A 17,993-nucleotide genomic window follows, 5' to 3' on the forward strand; every position below is an offset into this window, starting at 1 on the left:
CCGACGGGAAACGAAAAAGCCCGGTTTCAAACCGGGCTCGAACGAACATGCCTATTGACAATGGCTTTCTCATATTACAAAAAAGCCCCCATTGCTGGGAGCTTTTCAATCAATGGTGCGGGCGAAAGGACTTGAACCTTCATGGGGTTGCCCCCATACGGACCTGAACCGTACGCGTCTGCCAATTCCGCCACGCCCGCGTGCAGAAATTAGAATAACGGAGCGCCATCGCGAACGCAAGAACTATTTTTGAAAAAGTTTGCAGGCATTTTCCCAAGCGGCTCGCGCGATTGCTTCGGCGTCCTCACCTGTGCGATCGACACGGTCGTTAACCAGCGCGTTTGCCGTAATGGAGATCATTGCGGGCTCGCATTCAAGACCGCGGATGGGCTCCGGAGCCATATACGGGCAATCCGTCTCGAACAAAATTCGATCGAGTGGGGTTGCCGCAAATGCCTCGCGCACGTCGTCGTTGCGCTTAAAGGTGGCCGCGCCACCATAGGCGATATAGCAGCCCAGCTCCACAAAGCGCTCCATCGTGGCGCGGTCCTCGCCAAAGCAGTGCAGCACACAACCGGCCTGGGGCACGCCCACCTCGCGCAGTACGTTGTACGCATCAACGTGCGAGGTGCGCTCCCCATCCGAGTCCTCGTGACGCAGGTGCAGCTCCACCGGCACATTGCGGCGCACGGCAAGCTCGAGCTGGCGCGCCATGCAATCAATCTGCACGTTATGGGGTGCCGGCGCGATATCGTCGTCATAGTCCATGTGATAGTCCAGGCCGATTTCGCCAATACCGGCGCATAAGGGGTCATCAAGTGCGGCAACGACCTGTGCATGAACGTCGTCGGTATAGTCCGGCGCGCCATACGGATGCACGCCGGCAAGATACTTGATCTGCGGGATATCCTGCATCGGAAGAATCTCGCGCACCAGCCAGTCGCTATAGTCCGCCACGCTGCGCTTGTCGGCAATGGGGTCGAACATCGTCACCAACAGGTCGACGCCCGCGGCTTTGGCGCGCACGAGCGTCTCGGGCACATCCTTGCCCCAAAACGAAAGCAGATGTGCATGCGTGTCGGCAAGCGGCGCCAAGGGCACGGGACAAGCAACCGTCGTCTTTTTCTTGGTAAACGTCACGCGTTCGGCATTAGGCGTCATGGATTAGCTCCTGGGCCAGACGGACAAAGTCAGCAACATCAAGCGTCTCGGCGCGCGTGGTGGGTGCAATACCGCAAGCCTCAAAGGCAGCATCGAGCACGTCCTTGGCAAAGCCGTTGGCGCTCATGGAATTGCGGATGGTCTTGCGACGCTGAGCAAATGCAGCATCAATCACACGGGCCACAAATTCGCGATCGAGCCCCTCGGGCACCACGCCGTCAACACGGTCGATACGCACGACGGCCGAGTCCACGTGCGGCGCCGGCATAAAGCAACGCGGCGGCACCTCAAAGCGACCCGTCACCTGCGCGTACAGGCCGAGTTTTGCCGTGTAGCCGCCATAGGTCTTGTTACCGGGCGTTGCGGCAATGCGATCGGCAACCTCCTTTTGAACCATGACGACAGCGCGCTTAAGCGCGGGCATCGTCTGGAAGAACTGAAGGATGATCGTCGCCGCCACGTTGTAGGGCAGATTCGCGACAAACACCGTCGGCGTACCGCCCGCAACCTGCTCAATCTGCTCCGGGCCCACCTTGAGCGCATCGCCCATGATAAAGCGGAAGTTGGCATAGTCGGCGGCGTGGGCGTCAAGCACCGGCTCAAGCTCGGGATCGGCCTCGATCGACGTGACGCACGCCGCCTCCTGCAACAGCGCAAGCGTGAGCGTACCAACGCCCGGACCAACCTCGAGCACGCGCTCATCGCCTGCAAGCTCGGCAAGCTCGCAAATGCGCTCAATTACATGGTTGTCGATCAGGAAGTTCTGGCCCAGGCGATGCTTGGTCGCAAGGCCAAACTCCTCCAGCAGCTCCCTGGTGGCCGTGGGGTTTGCCAAAGGCGAAGTTGTCATGGTTGCCTCCTCAGCATGATGGCGGCGTCTTGAAACAAAAGGGCATGGACCGTGGCGGCCATGCCCTTACAGCTAAACAGCAAATTGCCGATATGGCGCGCTGCGTCTTAGCCCAGACGCGGGAACAGCGGATCGCCCTTCTCGACAGGCTGACCACCGGCAAGCAGGCCCCAAACGCAAATGCCCTTGAGGTCGTCGGTCGCGGCCTCGTCCTCGCAGGACAGGCGGCGCAGGGCCTCGGCAGAAGTCTGGGGCATGAGCGGCATCAGCAGGTGGGCGGCAATGCGGATGGCCTCGAGCAGGTTGTAGATCACAAACGCCAGCTCGTCAGCCTTGGCCTCGTCCTTGGCAAGTGCCCAAGGCTCGGAGTCCTCGATGTAGTGGTTGGCGGCGTGGATGAGCTCCATGACCTCGTCCTTGGCTCCACCGTAATCGAGCACGTCCATCTTGGCCATGTAGCGGTCGACCAGACCATCGGCGATCTTTGCCAGCGGGTTGTCGAACGCATCGAACGATGCGGGCTTGGCGGGCGCGCAACCGTCAAAGTACTTGCCGCTCATGTTGAGCGAACGCGAGATAAGGTTGCCCCAGCTGTTGGCCAGGTCGGCGTTGTAGACCTGCTCCATGCGATCGAAGCTGATGGCACCGTCGGTGCCGGGGACGACGTCGGTCATGAAGTAGTAGCGATAGCCCTCGACGCCCAGCATGTCGATAACGTCCTGCGGAGCGATGGCGTTGCCGCGGCTCTTGGACATCTTCTCGGCCTTGCCGGTCTCGGCATTGCGCACGGTCAGGAAGCCATGGGCAAAGACGTGCTCGGGCAGGGCCTCGCCAATGGCCATGAGCATGGCCGGCCAAATGACGCAGTGGAAACGGATGATGTCCTTGCCCACGATGTGGAACTGCGCGGGCCAGCGATAGGCCAGCTCGGCACGGGCCTCGTCGGTATCGACACCGTAGCCGACAGCCGTCATATAGTTGAGCAGCGCGTCGAACCACACATAGGTCACGTGGCCCTCGTCAAACGGAACTTGGATGCCCCAGTCAAAGCTCGTACGGCTCACGGAAAGGTCGTTGAGGCCGCCCTCGACAAAGCTGCGCACCTCGTTCATACGGAACGCGGGCTCGACAAAGTCGGGGTGCTCGTCATAGAGCTTGAGCAGCTTGTCCTGGAAGGCGGAAAGCTTAAAGAAGTAGGACTCCTCCTGCACGCGCTCAAGCGGACGGTGGCAGTCGGGGCACAGGTGCTGGCCGACGCTGCCGTACTCCTCGTCGCCCTTCTGGACCTGCGTATCAGTGAAGTAGGTCTCGTCAGGCACGCAATACCAACCGTCGTAGCTGCCCTTATACAGGTAGCCGGACTCCTTCATGCGCTCCCACAGGTACTGCACGGCATGATGCTGGCGCGGCTCGGTGGTGCGGATGAAGTCGTCGTTGGAGATCTCGAGCTTGCTCCAAAGCTCCTTGAAGTGCGGAGCCTGGCTGTCGGTCCACTCCTGCGGCGTCATGTTGTGCTTGGCTGCGGCCTCGGCGACCTTCTCGCCGTGCTCGTCCATGCCGGTCAGGAACTTGACGTTATAGCCGGCGGAGCGGCGATAGCGAGCCTGAACGTCGGCGATGATGGTGGAATAAGCCGTGCCCAGGTGCGGATCGGCGTTGACGTAGTAGATGGGCGTCGTGATAAAGAACGAAGGCTTGCTTTGATCCATGGGGTTTGTCCTCCAGAAAAACGTTGCATACAGAGGATGATTCTAGCGCAAGGGCTGGATATCCTCCATCTATTGCATATCGAGCACCATGGCATAGACATCGCGCTTGCGGCGCGAATACTTCTGAGACAGGCGCTTGGCCACCGCAGAGGCGGGCTCCCCCTCCTCGAGCGCGGCGCGGATATCCGCGCGCAGGGCCTCATCGGGATCCGCTGCCGCGGCGCCAACCGGCGCGATACCGGCCTCTTCGTCCTCGCTCGGCGGCGCGATGACCAGCGCAATCTCGCCCTTTACCTCGCCGCGAGCACGCAGCTCCTCGGAAAGCTGGGCAGCGGGCCCGCGCAAGACCTCCTCGTGTAGCTTGGTAAGTTCGCGGCAGACGGCAACCTCACGCTGGGGAAAGACCTCCGCCACGGCCTCGAGCGTCGCCACGATGCGATGTGGAGACTCGTAGAAGATGAGCGCGCCGGGCACCACGGCAAGGCGCTGCAAACGGCGCACACGGTCGCCGTGCTTTCGGCCCAAAAAGCCCTCGAAGAAAAAATGCTCGCAGGGAATGCCGGACGAAACAAGCGCCGTGACGCAAGCAGAGGGCCCGGGAATAACTTCGACGGGCACATCGGCCTCACGCGCCGCCTCGACCAGCGCCTGGCCGGGATCGGACACGCTCGGCATGCCGGCATCCGAGGCAAAGGCGAGGGTCTCCCCCGCCAGCAGACGGTCGACCAGGCCGGCGGCGCGGCTGGCGATCACATTCTCGTCGCAACGGACAAGTGGCTTGGAAATGCCCAGGTGCATCAGCAGCTTTGACGTCACACGCGTGTCTTCGCAGCAAATGGCATCGGCGGCGGCAAAGGCTTCGCCAACGCGCGGGGACAGGTCGCCCAGGTTGCCGATGGGCGTGCCGACCACATAGAGTTTGCCCGTATGGGCGCTGTTTTGCGTCATATCAACCTATTCAATCATGCCGCGCTCGAGTGTACCGAGCGCCGCGCGGGCGTCCCATGCTGCAATGCGCTTCTCGGTCTTCCACGTTTGGAAGAACCAACCTGCAGCCGGCGCAAACGAAGCCAGCTGATTGGCGATAAACACGCGCTCGTAGGCATTGCGGCCCTCGGGCGTAACCGACGAGTTGGCAAAGATCGCCGCGCCCGACCATTCGCCCACCAGCACGGGGAACCCAGTCGAAATCGCTTCTTTAAGCTCGCGCTTGTTACGCGAAATCGCCGTCGTCAGCCCGCGGGGGCTCGTGATGTCGAGCGCATGCTCGTCGCGGTAATGGTACAGGTGAAGGTCCATGTAGACGTTCTTGTACTTGGCGCCGCGCATAAAATGTTTCCACTCGCTGGGATGCCCCGACGACGAGAAGACGACGATCTTATCCTCGGGCATATACGAACGAACGAGCTCGTAGGCATCGCGATAGAAATTGCGCAGGTAGTGGGCCGGAATGCCATCCGTCATGGTAAAGAGGCTCTTGCGAACGCTCATCTGCGGCGTGTCCAACAGCTCGATGCCCAGCAGGCTCTCGGCCTCGCCGTAACGCTCGGCCAAGCGCTCGAGCACGTCGAGTGCGACATGGCGGCCGTTAGTGGACGAATGCCACTCGGCGACAGCCTCCGGCGTGGTGGGCGAATCGTTGGAATCGCCCTGGCCACCGGGCACAGTGGCCAGATCGAGCAGCACGCGGATATCGTACTTGGCAGCCCACTCAATCGCACGGTCGATGTAGTCGACAACCGAGATGTAGGACGCATCGGACTCCTGTGAGCCAAAGGCATACCAGGGCACCGGCAGGCGCACGGCGTTGAGGCCGATCTGCGCCATGCGACGGAAATCATCCTCGCTCACAAACGTCTCATAATGACGGCGCATGCGCTCGTTATAGGCGGCGGTGCCCATGGCCTCCTGCAGCTCGGCCGCGTTGGATGCACCGGTCGCCGCGTATAGCGACGGGGTCACCCAAGGCTCGGGAATAAACCAGCCAGAGAGATTAACGCCGAGTATCCTCTCCATCACTGCCCCCTTCGGATCGTGCAGGCCGAGCCTGCATCGTATTGCACAGGAAAAGTATCGTTTTGAGTATACCCGCGCGTGCGGACAGACGACCGAACGGTCTGTAAAGTGGCGCAAAAGCGGGAGGAATGTCTGGGGCGAGCGGGGCCAAGATGACGTACCGAGTGCGCATACACGCCGAGGGCAGGCGCCGGAAAGCGCATCCCACTCTGAAGCCAAATTCCGGGACGTAATTTCCGCAGAGCCCTCAATAAAAGAAAAGGACCCCTTTGCAGAGGTCCTAGTCAATTCAAGGTGGCGGGGAAGGGAATCGAACCCCTGACACGAGGATTTTCAGTCCTCTGCTCTACCAACTGAGCTACCCAGCCATTTGAGGTGTGCCTTGTTTCAAGGCTTGATTAGTATAACCAAGGACGCGTTCCGGTCAACCGAGAATTTTAAAAAAGTTTTTGAGCACAGCCTCGGTTCTATAAATCGGCACGTCAGAGGCATCAGCCGGCAGCAAGAAGTTTTTCACTCAGAGCCGCACGGGCAAACTCACTTGGCGTCATCCCCTCGGCAGCCGCCCGTCGACGAATGGCCTCCTTCATTCCCAGAGGAATCTTGACCGACAGCGTTGCCGTCCCCTCACCTGAGAGCGGGGGCCGTCCATGCACGATCCCGCCAACGGTGTGTTCGCCATCCGGAAACTCTCCGCGCTCGTACGACTCGCACCACGCGTCAATCATTTCATCCGTTACAACCTGACCATTAGCGGCCGTATACGTCTTGCCCATCATCGACCCCTTTGCCGAGCCTGTTCAATCTCCTGCCAAAATTTCTTCTGGACTGGAGACAAGGCATGAATGATAAGCCACCCACGGACAAGCTCGACCGCAACAAGTTCCACACTTCGACCATCTGGAAGCCATCCAATGGCAAGCCATCTCGGCGGCTCGTCCTCCGACTCGCGGCGAATGCACTCAGTAACCGCGAACCAGGCACCTAGTACCTGCTTTTCCGTCAGGTGCTTTTTAGCGTTGGGATGGATCTCAACATCCATGCATCTTCTCCTCCATCTTACCCAATTTCGTATGACGAAAGTCCACTGTCGCCAATTCTTAAGCCGGCACGCGTTGGAGAGCAGGGGTCGAAACAATGATTGAAGGACGCTCTAGTACGCCCCAGGCGCCGGGGCAGGAGCACATACGCCATGGACGTACGTTTTCGTAGCATACGAGAACGTAGCCGCTTGCATCGATAAAGGCGATGTCGATGGGATAGGCCATAAAACACGTGTGGACTGAGGAACAGTGCGGAAATGCCATGACAAGCGGCAGGCCATTGGCGGCAACCGGACGCCGTCCCAGCATGCCGCGCAGGCGCACGGCAAACGACTCCGCCACCACAAACTCGGCCGGCGTCCAACCCAGCCTGTTGAGTGCCCGCGCGTAAGCGATGTAGGACGAGACCGCGGTCACATGACCACCCCCGGACGCCACGGATCGACCGTCACCGCGCGCTCGTGCGACAACTTTGCCGGTGCCCCCAGCGAAACGCCGGCGATGCTGAGCGAGCTCGGCCACGGCTCGTAGCGCATGGTACAGGTATAGGTCCTAAACGTGCCGGAGAGCGAAAGCAGACCGCCATCCGATGTTGTCGCACCCTGCTCGCTCGAGACCTCAATCTGCAAGTCATAGCCTTCCATGGCATGTTGGATCTGAGCCTGAACGGTCGCGGAGGCATCGATGGAGCTGTCATCGCCCTCCCCGCTCGGCGCCACGGCATGCGCTAGCACGATATCGGGCACCACGCGATCGAAGCGCGCGACCGCGTCGGCAAAGACCATGACGTTGTACACGATAAGCGCCAGAACCAGCAGGACGGGCGTGACCACGGCCATCTCGACCGTCGCCTGGGCGCGCTCCTCGCACAGGCGCGTGCGGATGCCCATTACGACCCACCGCCCAGGGCACCCGCCAGTGTGGCGACATCGACGGTAAGTGGAATGGAACCGCCGCCGGGCAGCGGAATCTCCGCAAGCGTGAACACCGTGCCGCTGATGGTGCGCTCGACTTGATATTCCAGCGCCTCGCAAAGCGCCTTGGGATCGGTCACGCCCAACGGAATACTTCGTAGCTTGTCCTGCGCATTAGAAAGACCTGTGATGTCAGACCCCGGGCTCTTGATGACGTTGGCGGTGTCGGTCAGCACCGGCTTTCGTAGGCGCAAGTCGCACGGCTCCAAGCCCAGCGCCGCCACGGACGCCGAAACGGTATCGCCAAGCCACGACGCAATGGAACTCAACGCACCGCTGCCCCCTCCCAGGTCACCGATCATCTCGTCCATGAGCTCGTCGGCGGAGCCTTGGATGTCTCCGTATCCCACAAGCAGCCGCCCCCAAACATCCATGACGCCATCGAGTACGCCGACAACGCCACCCGAACGCTCCTCCAGCGTCGAGAAAAACCGCGAGAGAACGTTGTTCTGCGCCGTCGCGTCATCGGGCGCCAGCACCGCAGCAGAGATCGCGCCGCGATCGCCAAGCCTGACTGTCGTGTTAAACGAAGAGTTGAGCTCATCGGGGCTCGAGATGGCACCCGAAACCGCAAGGGCAACCACGCCATTGCGGCCGGGCGGGGCGATACGCGGACGCTCGCCCGAAAGCGCTTTAATGGCCTCGTCAAACGCATTGCCCGCACGGTCAGCCTCGTCCTCGGTCTGGCGCATGAGCTCGAGCTCTTTGTTGCGGCATTCGACGTATTTCTTCAGGGCGTCTTTGAATCGATCAAAGTGGTACTCGAAGCCGTTTTCGATAGAAGTCGAAGGAGCCGCAACGGCGCCGAGCGACGAAACACCAAAATGGCATCTGTTGCATTTGTCCTGCCCGTCATAAGCAGCGACCGAGGCTAGCCCGCCTGGCGTCCCTTTCTTATAGTTGGGGCAGCTCGTTCCATAATGCAGATACGTTTTGCCATCGTTGGTACTAGTTGGCCACGCCGCATCGGTATAGAGTTCCGTCGCTCGCACCTCGTCAGTGTTGCGCGGCAACAACGGAATATAGGAAGTGGTCCGGTCTCCGTCTTCGGTTATATATGCGCGATTGACCTCTGCGCTCGCATAGGTATAGAACGCCTTGCGCGCCGCCGACTCCGCCTTCGTCTCGACGCTTGAGCCTTGAGGCGCCTCGTTTGCAAGGCGCAAGCGGTAATAGGCCTTCGCGCGATCGAGCGCCACTTGCGGCTCCCATGTGACGCTCGAGGCATAGTGCGGATTCTCAATATCCGAAAGCTTCGCCAAACTCCTCGCGCGTTCCCACGTGCATGAGCAGCTTCCGACTGCGTCTTTGTCCGATCCGCCGCAGTCGGCAAGCCAGGCGCGTTCCTTGGCCTTTGACGTCTTCTCGGATGCTTTCTGCAGTTCCTTGGCAGCATAGTCAAGGTCTTTTGAGGTACTCTCGATGGCGTCGGTCGAGATCTCGGAACCCTCGAGCGCAACAAAATCCGACTCGGACGTCCTGGGCACGGCAAGCGCTGTACCGGTATAGGTCACACCTTCGGTATCCTGCGCCGACACGGCCTGCGTAGCTCGCGCGGCAACCAGATACGGTAGAGCCGTCTCGATTTTCTGCAGGCCCTTGGAGGCGCTTTTGGCAAACTTGTTGCGCGTTTTAATGATCTCGATTCCTGTGTCGACCATATCGCCCGCGGCAAGCTCGGCACCTGGAATAAGAATGGCGACCAAGCCGGTGCCGATCGTGGCAAACCCCGCCAGCCCCAAACTCAAAATGCTCGCATCCACCACCGTCGCAGCCGTGTGGTAGGACGACACCACATTGGCGCCTGCCAGCGCGCCGCTATCGGCAGCCACCTGGGTGTCCCCCGCGCGCGACATGCTCCATATCGCCGCCGTCGACGAAAACAGCAGCGTGAGCACCACCAAGATGACCACTGCAGAGGAGAGCGTGGTGTAGGCACCGTCTTCGATAAACAGGTCGATCCCGGCTCGATCCATAAAGCCGCCTCGCTTGCAGCGAGCACGCGGTCGGCAACGGCACGCAAGCCCCCTCGTCACCTTCAACAGGCAGCGCTTAATCCCATGCAGCAATCCATGAATCATAGTCTCCCTCCAGCCACTCGGAACGCGATCGGTACGAGACGTCGACCTTAAGCTCGACATAGCCGTTTTGGCCTGCGCTACCCATAGCCTGCGCAAACGCACCGATCACGGGCAGCGGTTTAACCTCGCCGGTAACGGAAACGGACGAGACGCCGCCCGCATCGGCCCGACCAAGCTCGATATCCCACGACAGGGGCCCGCCGGCATGAAAAATCGAAACGTCGGGAACCGCGGCAAGACGGCGGCGGGCGAACTCCTTGAGGTCTTCGTCGTCCTCCACCGTTGTCGTGGTCATGAGCCGCGCGGTCTCGGCGGCGGCAGACTCCATGACCGCGCGTGTATAGAGCAGGCACACCGGCTGCAGCGCCAACAGGACGAGCGCCAGAAACGTCGGCAGTAGGAATGCCGCCTCGACCGTAGACTGAGCCCGGTCCTCGCGCGCAACATCAATACAGCACGATGTCCTTAGCACCCGCAGCAGCGTCGACAACCGATGTCGAGGTGACGCCGTGAGATGCCGTCCGCTCGACCAGCGCCGCCAAGCGCCCATCGGCACCGGCACGCCAAAGCCCTGCGATCGCCAGCACGATGGAAAGCAGTGCCACCGTGACGATGGCGTATTCGACCGTTGCCTGGGCAGATTCCTCGCGCAGGACATAATGCATTTCACGACCCCTCCTTTGAGTTCGTTGTCTGCGGGGTCAGGCGGACCACACGCAGGCAACACGAAGTATCGCCAGCATCCGCGGCAACCGTCACCATATCGACCCAGCCGCGTCCGTCACGCACGATGGCGCCCCACACGTTGCCCTTGATGTCGAGATAGCCGCTCAGAGCAAGTTGCGCCGTGGGCACCTCGCGATAGGCACGCAGCATATCCGCCGCCGCCTCGGTCATCGGTCGGCACTCGGACCATGCGAGACGAACAGCGACGGCATTGTTTGCAGATGAACCCGTTGCAGCGTCCGCTCGCTCGTCGAGTGCTTGCAAGAACGTTTGCGCCGTGACGGCGGCATTCGCATCGTCCGCGTCTCGCGCATCGTCTATTTGAGACGCCGCAGCCGAACCCGATCCCGCATCCGCGGCAGCCCCTAAACGTTGTTGCCGTGCTGCGTTAAGCCCCCAAACCGCCACTGCCACCGCCACGACCGCACAGGCGAGCACCAGCAACGCGCCGACGGGACGGGCGCCCTCTACAGGCTGTTGATGCCCTCGCTGATAGCGCTCCATAAATCTTGGACCTTGCCCTTAAATGCGACGATGGCAATGATGGCAATCACCACGAGCACACCGACTAGGATGGCGTACTCGGTGGTGCCCTGCGCGCTCTCCTCCCGCAGCAGTTCTTCGGCACGCTGGCGAGCGTGAATTGGCTGGCAAAACGCCAAGCTCCAGACCTTGCCAACAACGTCAGTCATCGTATTCATGTATTCCTCCCTACATCATCCCGCCTGCTCCCAGCAGCGGGCCCAATATGGACAGAAGCAACGCCGGCAAGATGAGCGTGCCGGTGGGAATCAGCAGCTTGACCGGCGCACGCTCAATCTCGCGCTCGACCGCGGCGCGATGGGCCGCGCGAATCTCGCGACTTTGGGCCGCCAGCGTCTCGGCAAGCGGGGCACCGAGGGCAAGCGCCTGCCCCGCTGTGATGGCAAAGGTCTCGAGCGCCCGCACATCCAGGTCGCGCGCGGCCGCCAGAAGCTCATCCTCTCGCGTCCCTACGCCCACACGCCATGCCATGCAGGCTCGCTCAAGGCGGAGCGCCAACGTCGATCGGCGATTGGCGCAAAAAACCTCAAGCGCCGCATCGAACGAAAGGCCGGCCGAAAGCCCCAGACGCACCACGTCGATCATCTCGGACACCTCGCCAAGCGACACCTGCGCCGTACCACCCGTGCCGAGCATGCCCCTCAACCGTGCTACCAGGACATCGGTCACCGATCGGGCAGCCGCAACAACCAGCAGCGCCTCGCGTTTGCAGACCTGGGCGATCTTGCATGCGTCCGCACGATTGAGCCCCGTCGCGACAAACACGCTGAGCGCGCACAGGCATGCCGCGACCCCGACCAGGGCGCTCATAGCTCCACCCGCATAATGCGTCGGATGACCACCAGGGCGACGGCGTTGAGGGCAAGTCCCAGTACCACGGCACCGGCACCCGCCGGCGTCGCAAGGCCGCGGCGAAAGTCGGCCGAAAGCAGCGCCAGCACCGCGCACATACCCGCCGGCATCGCCGAGACCATGTGTGCCGACATACGAGCCTGCGATGTCTTGACGTCCAAGCGGCGCTTGAGCTCAATGCGCTCCCCCACCATGCTCGACGCCTCGGACAACAGGTCGGCAAGCGGGGCACCGGTTCGCTGCGACACCTTGAGCGCCAAGGTGACAAGCGAAAGGCCGGGGGCATCGATACGGTCGAGTAGGTCATCCAACGCATCAGTCGCCGAGACGCCGCAGTCGATCGCCGTCGCCACGCGCAAAAACTCGGTATGCACTGGCTCTTGCGCGTGAGTTCCCACAAACCTCATGCCCTGGGCCAGCGAATGACCCGAGGCGAGCGACATAGAGAGTGCCGTAAAGGCCTCGGGCATGGCTTCTTCCACATCGTGTTGCTCGCGGCGACGGTCGAAGGTGTCGCGAGCGGCGCCTACGCCAAACGGTGCGAGCAGCCCCAGGACAAAGCCGATGGGCGACAGCGATACGACAGTCAGGGCAATGCCGCAGACACCACTCGATAGCAGCAAGCATGCCAGGCGCGCCTCGTCATCCTCGATAACAAGGCCAAGGCGATGTGCTGGAACCAGCGCCGCCCAGGAGCGGGTAATCTTTTTTAGCAGGTCGTTTTCTACCAACTCGCGCGGCAGCCTCTCGGCAACCGACTCAAGCGCATGGCTGACCAGTTCCGCCGGCGGCACGCGCGACACACGAGGCTCCGCCCCGCACGCCACCGCGGCAGAAAGCCCTGTCAAGCCCCCTACGACGAGGGGCACAACGATCTCCATTCGTCCACCTCCTCTTGTGTGAGCGTTCCCGAGCGCAGGCCCTCCGCGATAAACGGAGGCTCGCGATCGAGCGTCCAGGTGCGCGTGGCGGCATCGAACGTCACGTAGCGCTCAAGCTCCACGCCGCCCGACGCGCCGCGTCGCACCCCCGAATAGGAGGACACGAAACGCCTGCCGTCCGCATGACGCTCGGACATCACGATGCCGTCGAGCGCCATGGCAATCTGCTCCTCGATAAGCTCGCTCGGCAGATCGATGCCATAGCGCGCGAGCAGCGTCAAACGCACCACGGTCTCCTGCTCGGTGCCCGCATGAAGCGTGGTGAGCGATCCGTCGTGCCCGGTGTTCATGGCCTGCAGCATGTCGCAACATTCCGCACCGCGCACCTCACCCACCACAATACGGTCGGGACGCATGCGCAGGGCGTTGGTCACCAGATCGCGGATTGTCACCGCGCCCTCGCCCTCAATTGAAGCCTCGCGTGCCTCCAGGCGAACCACATGCGGGTGATGCGCAAACTTGAGCTCGGCGGAGTCCTCGATCGTCACGATGCGCTCGCCGGTGGATATCTCGCACGACAGCGCGTTGAGCAGCGTGGTCTTGCCCGATCCCGTGCCACCTGCAACCGCCAGATCTTGACGCAGCGATACCGCACACGACAGCAGCTGCGCATACCAAAGCGGTAGCGACCCCAGGCCCACAAGCTCGTCCAATGAACAGATGCGGTCTGAAAACTTACGGATGGTGAGGATTGGCCCATCGATCGCCACAGGCGGAATCACCGCGTTGACGCGATAGCCCGTCTTGAGGCGAGCGTTGACGATAGGGCTGCGCTCGTCGATGCGCCTGCCCAGCGGCGAGATGATGCGGTCGATGAGCACGCGGATTTGCTCATCGTCCTCAAACGCATGCTCGATGGGATATAAGACGCCGCCGCGCTCAAAGAAAGCCGAGCGACAACCGTTGACCATGATCTCGGTGACGGTGTCGTCCTCGATGAGCGGCTGCAGCGGGCCCAGGCCCACCACGTCATCCAAAATCTCGTCAATGATGGTCTCGCGCTCGGGCGTCGCCAGGTCGGTCGCCTCCTCCACGTTGAGCGCCGCCTCCACCGCAGGACGCAATTCCGAGCGGGCACGCGCCGGATCGATGTATGCGCTGATACGCGCCACCTCGTCATAGCCCATGCGGTCCATCACGGCGCGTTTGGTGCGGCGCTTGACGGCACGGTGGCGTCCCGCATCAACAGGCACTGTCGCCGCGGCTGCACCGGCTTCCTTAATCCTTGTTTGCAAACTCATCGCGAATCACCCTCGCGCGACCAGGGAAGACGGATGCGCGGGCGCTCGGTGCGCGTCGCACGGTCGGTGACCATATCGCTCCAGGGACCGACGGCGCAGCCCAGCTCCACGAGCATCTTGCGCGTGGCTTCGCGTACGCTGGTGGCAAAAGCGCTGGTCTGGCCCACTGCCTCGTCAGCACGGCCGAACGCCATGAGCGCCGCCAAGTCCTGCCCGCCGTCGGCGATGCGGATCTTGGAGCTCAACGCGCAGGTAATCTCAAAGCGCATGGCGACATCCTCGTCAGCGCCGCGCGCGCCAAACCGGTTGAATACGGCGCTCATGCGCGTACGCGGCACGCCCACACGGCTCGCCAGCTCGATGACGCGTGCCGCGGACGTCGCAGACGACACCGATGGATCGCCCACGACCAGGCAGCGGTCGCTCGCCGCCACCGCGGCCGCCACGGCGTCGCCCCAAAAGACCGAGGTGTCGACAAGCACCACGTCGGATTCGTGACGCAAGACGTCAAGCAGCAGCTCCACCGGACGCGCCATGAGCTCGGCCTGTTCGGGCGCGGCGACCGGACCCCAAAGCGTGACGCCCGGGGCCACGCGCATCGAGGCGGCCACGATGTCCGATTCGGCAAGTGCGCCCGCAGCCGATGGCTCGATAAGCGTTGCCATGTCATGCGGGGCATCGGCACCCAACAGGTCGTAGAGGTTTCCAAACATCAGGTCCAAGTCGAGCACGGCAGCGCGCAGGCCCAGCAGCGACGCCGCGTGCGCCATGGCGGCGACGATCGTCGACTTGCCGCAACCGCCCGAACCCGAGACGGCGCAGACAACCGGGGCTCGATGCGACGAAGCGGCGGCATCCGCCGACGGCGTGGGGGCAGGCGGCGCCGGCACGGGCGGCAACGTCCCTGTCTCCCCGGCAGCGCTCATATGCTGCGCCCAAGCCGGCATGGCAGGCTGCTCGGTCCGCGGGGCCGAATCTGGGGACTTCACGGTCGCATCGACACGAACATTGTCGTTCCCGGCAAGTCCCTCAACCTCGTCGAGCTCATCGACCAGGCTCACGCCATGCACGTATCCCATATCTACAGCCAAAAGATCCTCGCCATACGGCACCGGCTCTCCGACTTCATCGTATGCAAGGGGGTCCCGGGGACACCGACCATGCTCGGCTTCCGCTTTTCCACAATCATCAACACGCGGGCCTCTTGTAGCGCGAGGCGCCCCGGGTTCCCTATCAACAAAAGCATCGGGCTCAATCGTCATACACCGGCCGCAATCAACCGTTCCCTCGCCCGCGCGCCCGTTGCCGCATATGCTGCGCGCAGCGATAACCTCGGTCGCCCCTGCGCGAAACAGCCCCTCGATATCCGAAGGATCGAGCGTCTCTATCAGTACGACCACGCGGCTCACGCGGCCCTCGGCCGTCAGGCGCGCAACGGTCTTTCGCACGTCTTCGGCATCGAACAGGGCTGTCGCGATAATCGCCGCCCCGCGACGCGACGGAAACGCCCGTGCCATGGACACCAGCCCATCCAGGTCGCCCACGCGAAGCACTTGCGCGCCCGCATCGCGGCCCTCGACTTCCCGCTGCAGCAATCCGTAATCACCGCACGCGCAGCATGCAAGCCAGATCGCTTTCATCACTCGTCGCCTCCGCTCTTTTTGTCGCGCACCGTGGCGGGAATCGTCAAACTGACCGTCCCCTTACCCGAGGCCCCCAGCAATTCCTTAACGTCTTCGGGGTCGGCCGCCAGCGTCACCCATTCGATCTTGCCTTCACGCGTGGCGCCGGCATCTTCGCTGGTATCGATTACGCGCGCGCCGCACAGCCGATCGGTCACGCCGTCCTTTTGCACGTACACGTCCACGTAGCTGCCCACGCCCGTGGCGCCCCCGACCGAATGCTCGGCATCGACCGCCACCGAAACGGCGACCTTGCCTTTGGGCACCTCGAGCGTGTGGGTTTCGGCCTTGGTGTAGACATCGCAAATCACGGCATTTTTAGGGATGCGCGAGGTCGTCACGTCGCCGCGCACCTGGCGCAGCTCGGTCGCCGCATCGCGCGGCAACAGGCTCGCCAGCCATTCCTGGGTTATGACATTGGTCTCGTCGAGGGTCTCGCCCACATCGATATCACGCGCCGCGACGCACACCTCGACGCGATCGCCGCCATACTTGGCCAGCGTCTCGGCCTGGACCTGCTCAGCCTGCGAGCGAATCGACGATGCGTAGACCATGCAGAGCAGCGCGGCGAGCACACCCGCGATTAGACTGATGGCGATGCGCTTGCTCTTGTTCACGACCGCTCCTTTCAAGGTAGCACCGGGCGGATGCCCGTAGCACCATTGTCCGAGCGGGCAAGCAGCAAAACGGTGCGATCGCGATCTTGGTTTTGAGTGTCAAACCAATTGCCGACCAAAAGCTGACCGGCCCGTCAAGCTCGTGGCAAGGTTTTGGTCAGCACGTCGGCAAAACGCACGTTTAGGGGCGCATCGGCAATAAAAAAGCCGCCTCCCGTACCGTTGGGAGACGGCTGTCATAGATAGATTCAATTACAGATGAACATCGGGATCGAGCATCTGAGCACTCACGCGCATGGATGACGCCAAGTTTTGGAACGTCTCCAGACGCAGGCTGTCAATCTGTCCCGCGTCCTCGGCCTCGCGAACGGCACAACCCGGCTCATGGGTGTGTGTGCAATCGCCAAACCGGCACGCGCGCGACGCCTCGACGATCTCGGGAAACGCGCGGGCCAACCCCCGCTCGTGGCCCACAAGCGGCAGGCTCCGCAGACCCGGGGCATCGGCGATCACGCCGGCTTCGCCCGGCAGTACCACCATCACGCGCGCGACCGTGGTGTGACGACCCTGGTCGTCGCGCTCACGCACGCCGCCGGTAGCCAACGTATCGTGGCCCAACAGTGCGTTGAGCAGCGTCGATTTGCCGGCACCCGACTCGCCCAGGATCATGGCGCAGCTCCCGGCGGGCACGCAGACGCGCACCTCGTCCAGGCCACGGCCCTCGGCAGAAGATGTCACGATTACGCGCACGTCCGGACCCACCAGGCGGTGTACGCGGTCCAAATCGCGCTCGAGCTCATCGGTGTCGCAACGGTCGGCCTTGGTGAGTACCACCACCGGCTCGGCATCGCAGTCGAGTGCCAGCACCAGCGAGCGCGCCACGCGGTCGAGCAGCACCTCGCCGGCGCCGAGCGCCTGCACGATCAGCACGCTATCCACGTTGGAGCAAAGCACCTGACGCTCACCGCGAGCGCGTCCGCGCCAGCGCTCAAAACTCGTGCGGCGTGGCAGCACGCACTCGATCACGCCCATGTCATGCCCGGGCGCACGGCGCACCGCCACGCGGTCGCCCACGGCGGGCAGCAGAACCTCATCCTCGCCACGCGACTTGGCAAACCCCACGGCATGCTCGGCACGAAAGGTGTCGTCGGTAGTCGCCACCAGCGGAAACCCGCGATCCAAGCGCACCACGGCACCAAGTTGCATCTGCTCGGGCTCCTCGGCCTGGGCACAAAAATCATCGAAGGCAGCCTGCTGAGCCCCATCGATAGGCAGGTCGTCGAACGCCGGAACATCCTGCAGCGCGTCGAGCCCCGGCACGCTTGCCAGCAGTTCCTCGGCAGACGCGGGGGCTTCGGTCGCGAGCTTCCGACGACGATCGCGCTTAGCCCGCGCCCCCGTCGTCTTTTTCTTCGCCTTAGTCTTCGCCTTGCCCACAAGCGCCTCCCAGCACCACAAATCACAACTGAGCAGGTATTTTAAATCAAAACCACCCCTAAAAGGGGTGGTTTGCTCTTAGGGTATAACCCTTGGATTTCCGGCACGCGTCTAAAGGCG

General features: G+C 62.5%; 20 protein-coding genes and 2 tRNA genes. All 22 read right to left on the reverse strand.

All coding sequences use genetic code 11. The annotated features are described in order from the left end of the window. Nucleotides 1–113: 113 nt before the first annotated feature. The 22 genes from ACESUZ_RS09415 to rsgA all read right to left on the reverse strand — a co-directional run bounded on the left by ACESUZ_RS09415 (nt 114) and on the right by rsgA (nt 17,642). A tRNA-Leu gene (locus ACESUZ_RS09415) sits at nt 114–200 on the reverse strand. Between the two features lie 43 nt (nt 201–243). Further along, nucleotides 244–1,161, reverse strand: coding sequence for a TatD family hydrolase (locus ACESUZ_RS09420; protein WP_373199778.1), 918 nt, complete (start codon nt 1,159–1,161; stop codon nt 244–246). Then, nucleotides 1,151–2,011 (reverse strand): 16S rRNA (adenine(1518)-N(6)/adenine(1519)-N(6))-dimethyltransferase RsmA, encoded by an 861-nt coding sequence (rsmA, locus tag ACESUZ_RS09425; RefSeq protein ID WP_373199780.1) that lies wholly within the window; start codon nt 2,009–2,011, stop codon nt 1,151–1,153. Before rsmA ends, ACESUZ_RS09420 begins: the two co-directional genes overlap by 11 nt. A 107-nt stretch (nt 2,012–2,118) precedes the next feature. After that, entirely contained in the window at nt 2,119–3,720 is a 1,602-nt protein-coding gene (gene metG / locus ACESUZ_RS09430) for a methionine--tRNA ligase (RefSeq protein ID WP_373199781.1), read from the reverse strand. Between the two features lie 69 nt (nt 3,721–3,789). Continuing rightward, complete coding sequence (rsmI, locus tag ACESUZ_RS09435; protein ID WP_373199783.1) at nt 3,790–4,668, reverse strand: 16S rRNA (cytidine(1402)-2'-O)-methyltransferase; 879 nt, start codon at nt 4,666–4,668, stop codon at nt 3,790–3,792. A gap of 6 nt (nt 4,669–4,674) precedes the next feature. Continuing rightward, nucleotides 4,675–5,736 carry a glycoside hydrolase family 5 protein gene (locus ACESUZ_RS09440; protein WP_195239550.1) on the reverse strand — a complete coding sequence of 354 codons (1,062 nt, stop codon included), beginning with the start codon at nt 5,734–5,736 and terminating at the stop codon, nt 4,675–4,677. A gap of 295 nt (nt 5,737–6,031) precedes the next feature. Next, nucleotides 6,032–6,104, reverse strand: a tRNA-Phe gene (locus ACESUZ_RS09445). A 123-nt stretch (nt 6,105–6,227) separates the two neighbouring features. Continuing rightward, the gene (locus tag ACESUZ_RS09450) at nt 6,228–6,512 is read right to left on the reverse strand and encodes an ATP-binding protein (protein WP_035137167.1); all 285 of its coding nucleotides are present in this window, start codon (nt 6,510–6,512) and stop codon (nt 6,228–6,230) included. Next, on the reverse strand, nt 6,512–6,778 hold the full coding sequence (locus ACESUZ_RS09455; RefSeq protein WP_373199785.1) for a hypothetical protein: 267 nt from the start codon (nt 6,776–6,778) through the stop codon (nt 6,512–6,514). The genes ACESUZ_RS09450 and ACESUZ_RS09455 overlap by 1 nt, the downstream gene beginning before the upstream one ends. Before the next feature lie 58 nt (nt 6,779–6,836). Beyond that, nucleotides 6,837–7,196 (reverse strand): DUF192 domain-containing protein, encoded by a 360-nt coding sequence (locus ACESUZ_RS09460; RefSeq protein WP_373199787.1) that lies wholly within the window; start codon nt 7,194–7,196, stop codon nt 6,837–6,839. After that, nucleotides 7,193–7,669 carry a hypothetical protein gene (locus tag ACESUZ_RS09465; RefSeq protein ID WP_373199789.1) on the reverse strand — a complete coding sequence of 159 codons (477 nt, stop codon included), beginning with the start codon at nt 7,667–7,669 and terminating at the stop codon, nt 7,193–7,195. Before ACESUZ_RS09465 ends, ACESUZ_RS09460 begins: the two co-directional genes overlap by 4 nt. Beyond that, on the reverse strand, nt 7,669–9,729 hold the full coding sequence (locus ACESUZ_RS09470) for a hypothetical protein (RefSeq protein ID WP_373199790.1): 2,061 nt from the start codon (nt 9,727–9,729) through the stop codon (nt 7,669–7,671). Before ACESUZ_RS09470 ends, ACESUZ_RS09465 begins: the two co-directional genes overlap by 1 nt. Nucleotides 9,730–9,805: 76 nt before the next feature. Further along, nucleotides 9,806–10,306, reverse strand: coding sequence for a TadE/TadG family type IV pilus assembly protein (locus tag ACESUZ_RS09475; protein ID WP_373199792.1), 501 nt, complete (start codon nt 10,304–10,306; stop codon nt 9,806–9,808). Then, complete coding sequence (locus tag ACESUZ_RS09480; protein WP_373199793.1) at nt 10,281–10,499, reverse strand: hypothetical protein; 219 nt, start codon at nt 10,497–10,499, stop codon at nt 10,281–10,283. The genes ACESUZ_RS09475 and ACESUZ_RS09480 overlap by 26 nt, the downstream gene beginning before the upstream one ends. A gap of 1 nt (nt 10,500) precedes the next feature. Next, nucleotides 10,501–11,064 carry a hypothetical protein gene (locus ACESUZ_RS09485; RefSeq protein ID WP_373199795.1) on the reverse strand — a complete coding sequence of 188 codons (564 nt, stop codon included), beginning with the start codon at nt 11,062–11,064 and terminating at the stop codon, nt 10,501–10,503. Next, entirely contained in the window at nt 11,028–11,261 is a 234-nt protein-coding gene (locus tag ACESUZ_RS09490) for a Flp family type IVb pilin (protein ID WP_349124671.1), read from the reverse strand. The genes ACESUZ_RS09485 and ACESUZ_RS09490 overlap by 37 nt, the downstream gene beginning before the upstream one ends. Before the next feature lie 10 nt (nt 11,262–11,271). Continuing rightward, complete coding sequence (locus tag ACESUZ_RS09495) at nt 11,272–11,913, reverse strand: type II secretion system F family protein (protein WP_349124672.1); 642 nt, start codon at nt 11,911–11,913, stop codon at nt 11,272–11,274. Continuing rightward, nucleotides 11,910–12,836, reverse strand: coding sequence for a type II secretion system F family protein (locus ACESUZ_RS09500; RefSeq protein WP_373199798.1), 927 nt, complete (start codon nt 12,834–12,836; stop codon nt 11,910–11,912). The genes ACESUZ_RS09495 and ACESUZ_RS09500 overlap by 4 nt, the downstream gene beginning before the upstream one ends. Further along, nucleotides 12,809–14,137 (reverse strand): TadA family conjugal transfer-associated ATPase, encoded by a 1,329-nt coding sequence (locus ACESUZ_RS09505; RefSeq protein ID WP_373199800.1) that lies wholly within the window; start codon nt 14,135–14,137, stop codon nt 12,809–12,811. The genes ACESUZ_RS09500 and ACESUZ_RS09505 overlap by 28 nt, the downstream gene beginning before the upstream one ends. Continuing rightward, on the reverse strand, nt 14,134–15,777 hold the full coding sequence (locus ACESUZ_RS09510) for a CpaE/TadZ family protein (RefSeq protein WP_373199802.1): 1,644 nt from the start codon (nt 15,775–15,777) through the stop codon (nt 14,134–14,136). The genes ACESUZ_RS09505 and ACESUZ_RS09510 overlap by 4 nt, the downstream gene beginning before the upstream one ends. Further along, complete coding sequence (gene cpaB, locus ACESUZ_RS09515) at nt 15,777–16,436, reverse strand: Flp pilus assembly protein CpaB (protein ID WP_271742310.1); 660 nt, start codon at nt 16,434–16,436, stop codon at nt 15,777–15,779. The genes ACESUZ_RS09510 and cpaB overlap by 1 nt, the downstream gene beginning before the upstream one ends. A 252-nt stretch (nt 16,437–16,688) precedes the next feature. After that, nucleotides 16,689–17,642: a ribosome small subunit-dependent GTPase A gene (gene rsgA / locus ACESUZ_RS09520; RefSeq protein ID WP_373199803.1), complete on the reverse strand. Its 954-nt coding sequence runs from the start codon at nt 17,640–17,642 to the stop codon at nt 16,689–16,691. Nucleotides 17,643–17,993 lie beyond the last annotated feature (351 nt).

The organism is Collinsella aerofaciens ATCC 25986, assembly GCF_964239575.1.
GTDB classification, from domain to species: domain Bacteria; phylum Actinomycetota; class Coriobacteriia; order Coriobacteriales; family Coriobacteriaceae; genus Collinsella; species Collinsella aerofaciens_BQ.

Coding starts and splice junctions, on each gene's coding strand:
- ACESUZ_RS09420 (WP_373199778.1), bottom strand. CDS start 1,161: ATGACGCCTAATGCCGAACGCGTGACGTTTACCAAGAAAAAGACGACG.
- rsmA (WP_373199780.1), bottom strand. CDS start 2,011: ATGACAACTTCGCCTTTGGCAAACCCCACGGCCACCAGGGAGCTGCTG.
- metG (WP_373199781.1), bottom strand. CDS start 3,720: ATGGATCAAAGCAAGCCTTCGTTCTTTATCACGACGCCCATCTACTAC.
- rsmI (WP_373199783.1), bottom strand. CDS start 4,668: ATGACGCAAAACAGCGCCCATACGGGCAAACTCTATGTGGTCGGCACG.
- ACESUZ_RS09440 (WP_195239550.1), bottom strand. CDS start 5,736: ATGGAGAGGATACTCGGCGTTAATCTCTCTGGCTGGTTTATTCCCGAG.
- ACESUZ_RS09450 (WP_035137167.1), bottom strand. CDS start 6,512: ATGGGCAAGACGTATACGGCCGCTAATGGTCAGGTTGTAACGGATGAA.
- ACESUZ_RS09455 (WP_373199785.1), bottom strand. CDS start 6,778: ATGGATGTTGAGATCCATCCCAACGCTAAAAAGCACCTGACGGAAAAG.
- ACESUZ_RS09465 (WP_373199789.1), bottom strand. CDS start 7,669: ATGGGCATCCGCACGCGCCTGTGCGAGGAGCGCGCCCAGGCGACGGTC.
- ACESUZ_RS09470 (WP_373199790.1), bottom strand. CDS start 9,729: ATGGATCGAGCCGGGATCGACCTGTTTATCGAAGACGGTGCCTACACC.
- ACESUZ_RS09480 (WP_373199793.1), bottom strand. CDS start 10,499: ATGCATTATGTCCTGCGCGAGGAATCTGCCCAGGCAACGGTCGAATAC.
- ACESUZ_RS09485 (WP_373199795.1), bottom strand. CDS start 11,064: ATGGAGCGCTATCAGCGAGGGCATCAACAGCCTGTAGAGGGCGCCCGT.
- ACESUZ_RS09490 (WP_349124671.1), bottom strand. CDS start 11,261: ATGAATACGATGACTGACGTTGTTGGCAAGGTCTGGAGCTTGGCGTTT.
- ACESUZ_RS09495 (WP_349124672.1), bottom strand. CDS start 11,913: ATGAGCGCCCTGGTCGGGGTCGCGGCATGCCTGTGCGCGCTCAGCGTG.
- ACESUZ_RS09500 (WP_373199798.1), bottom strand. CDS start 12,836: ATGGAGATCGTTGTGCCCCTCGTCGTAGGGGGCTTGACAGGGCTTTCT.
- ACESUZ_RS09505 (WP_373199800.1), bottom strand. CDS start 14,137: ATGAGTTTGCAAACAAGGATTAAGGAAGCCGGTGCAGCCGCGGCGACA.
- ACESUZ_RS09510 (WP_373199802.1), bottom strand. CDS start 15,777: ATGAAAGCGATCTGGCTTGCATGCTGCGCGTGCGGTGATTACGGATTG.
- rsgA (WP_373199803.1), bottom strand. CDS start 17,642: ATGCAACTTGGTGCCGTGGTGCGCTTGGATCGCGGGTTTCCGCTGGTG.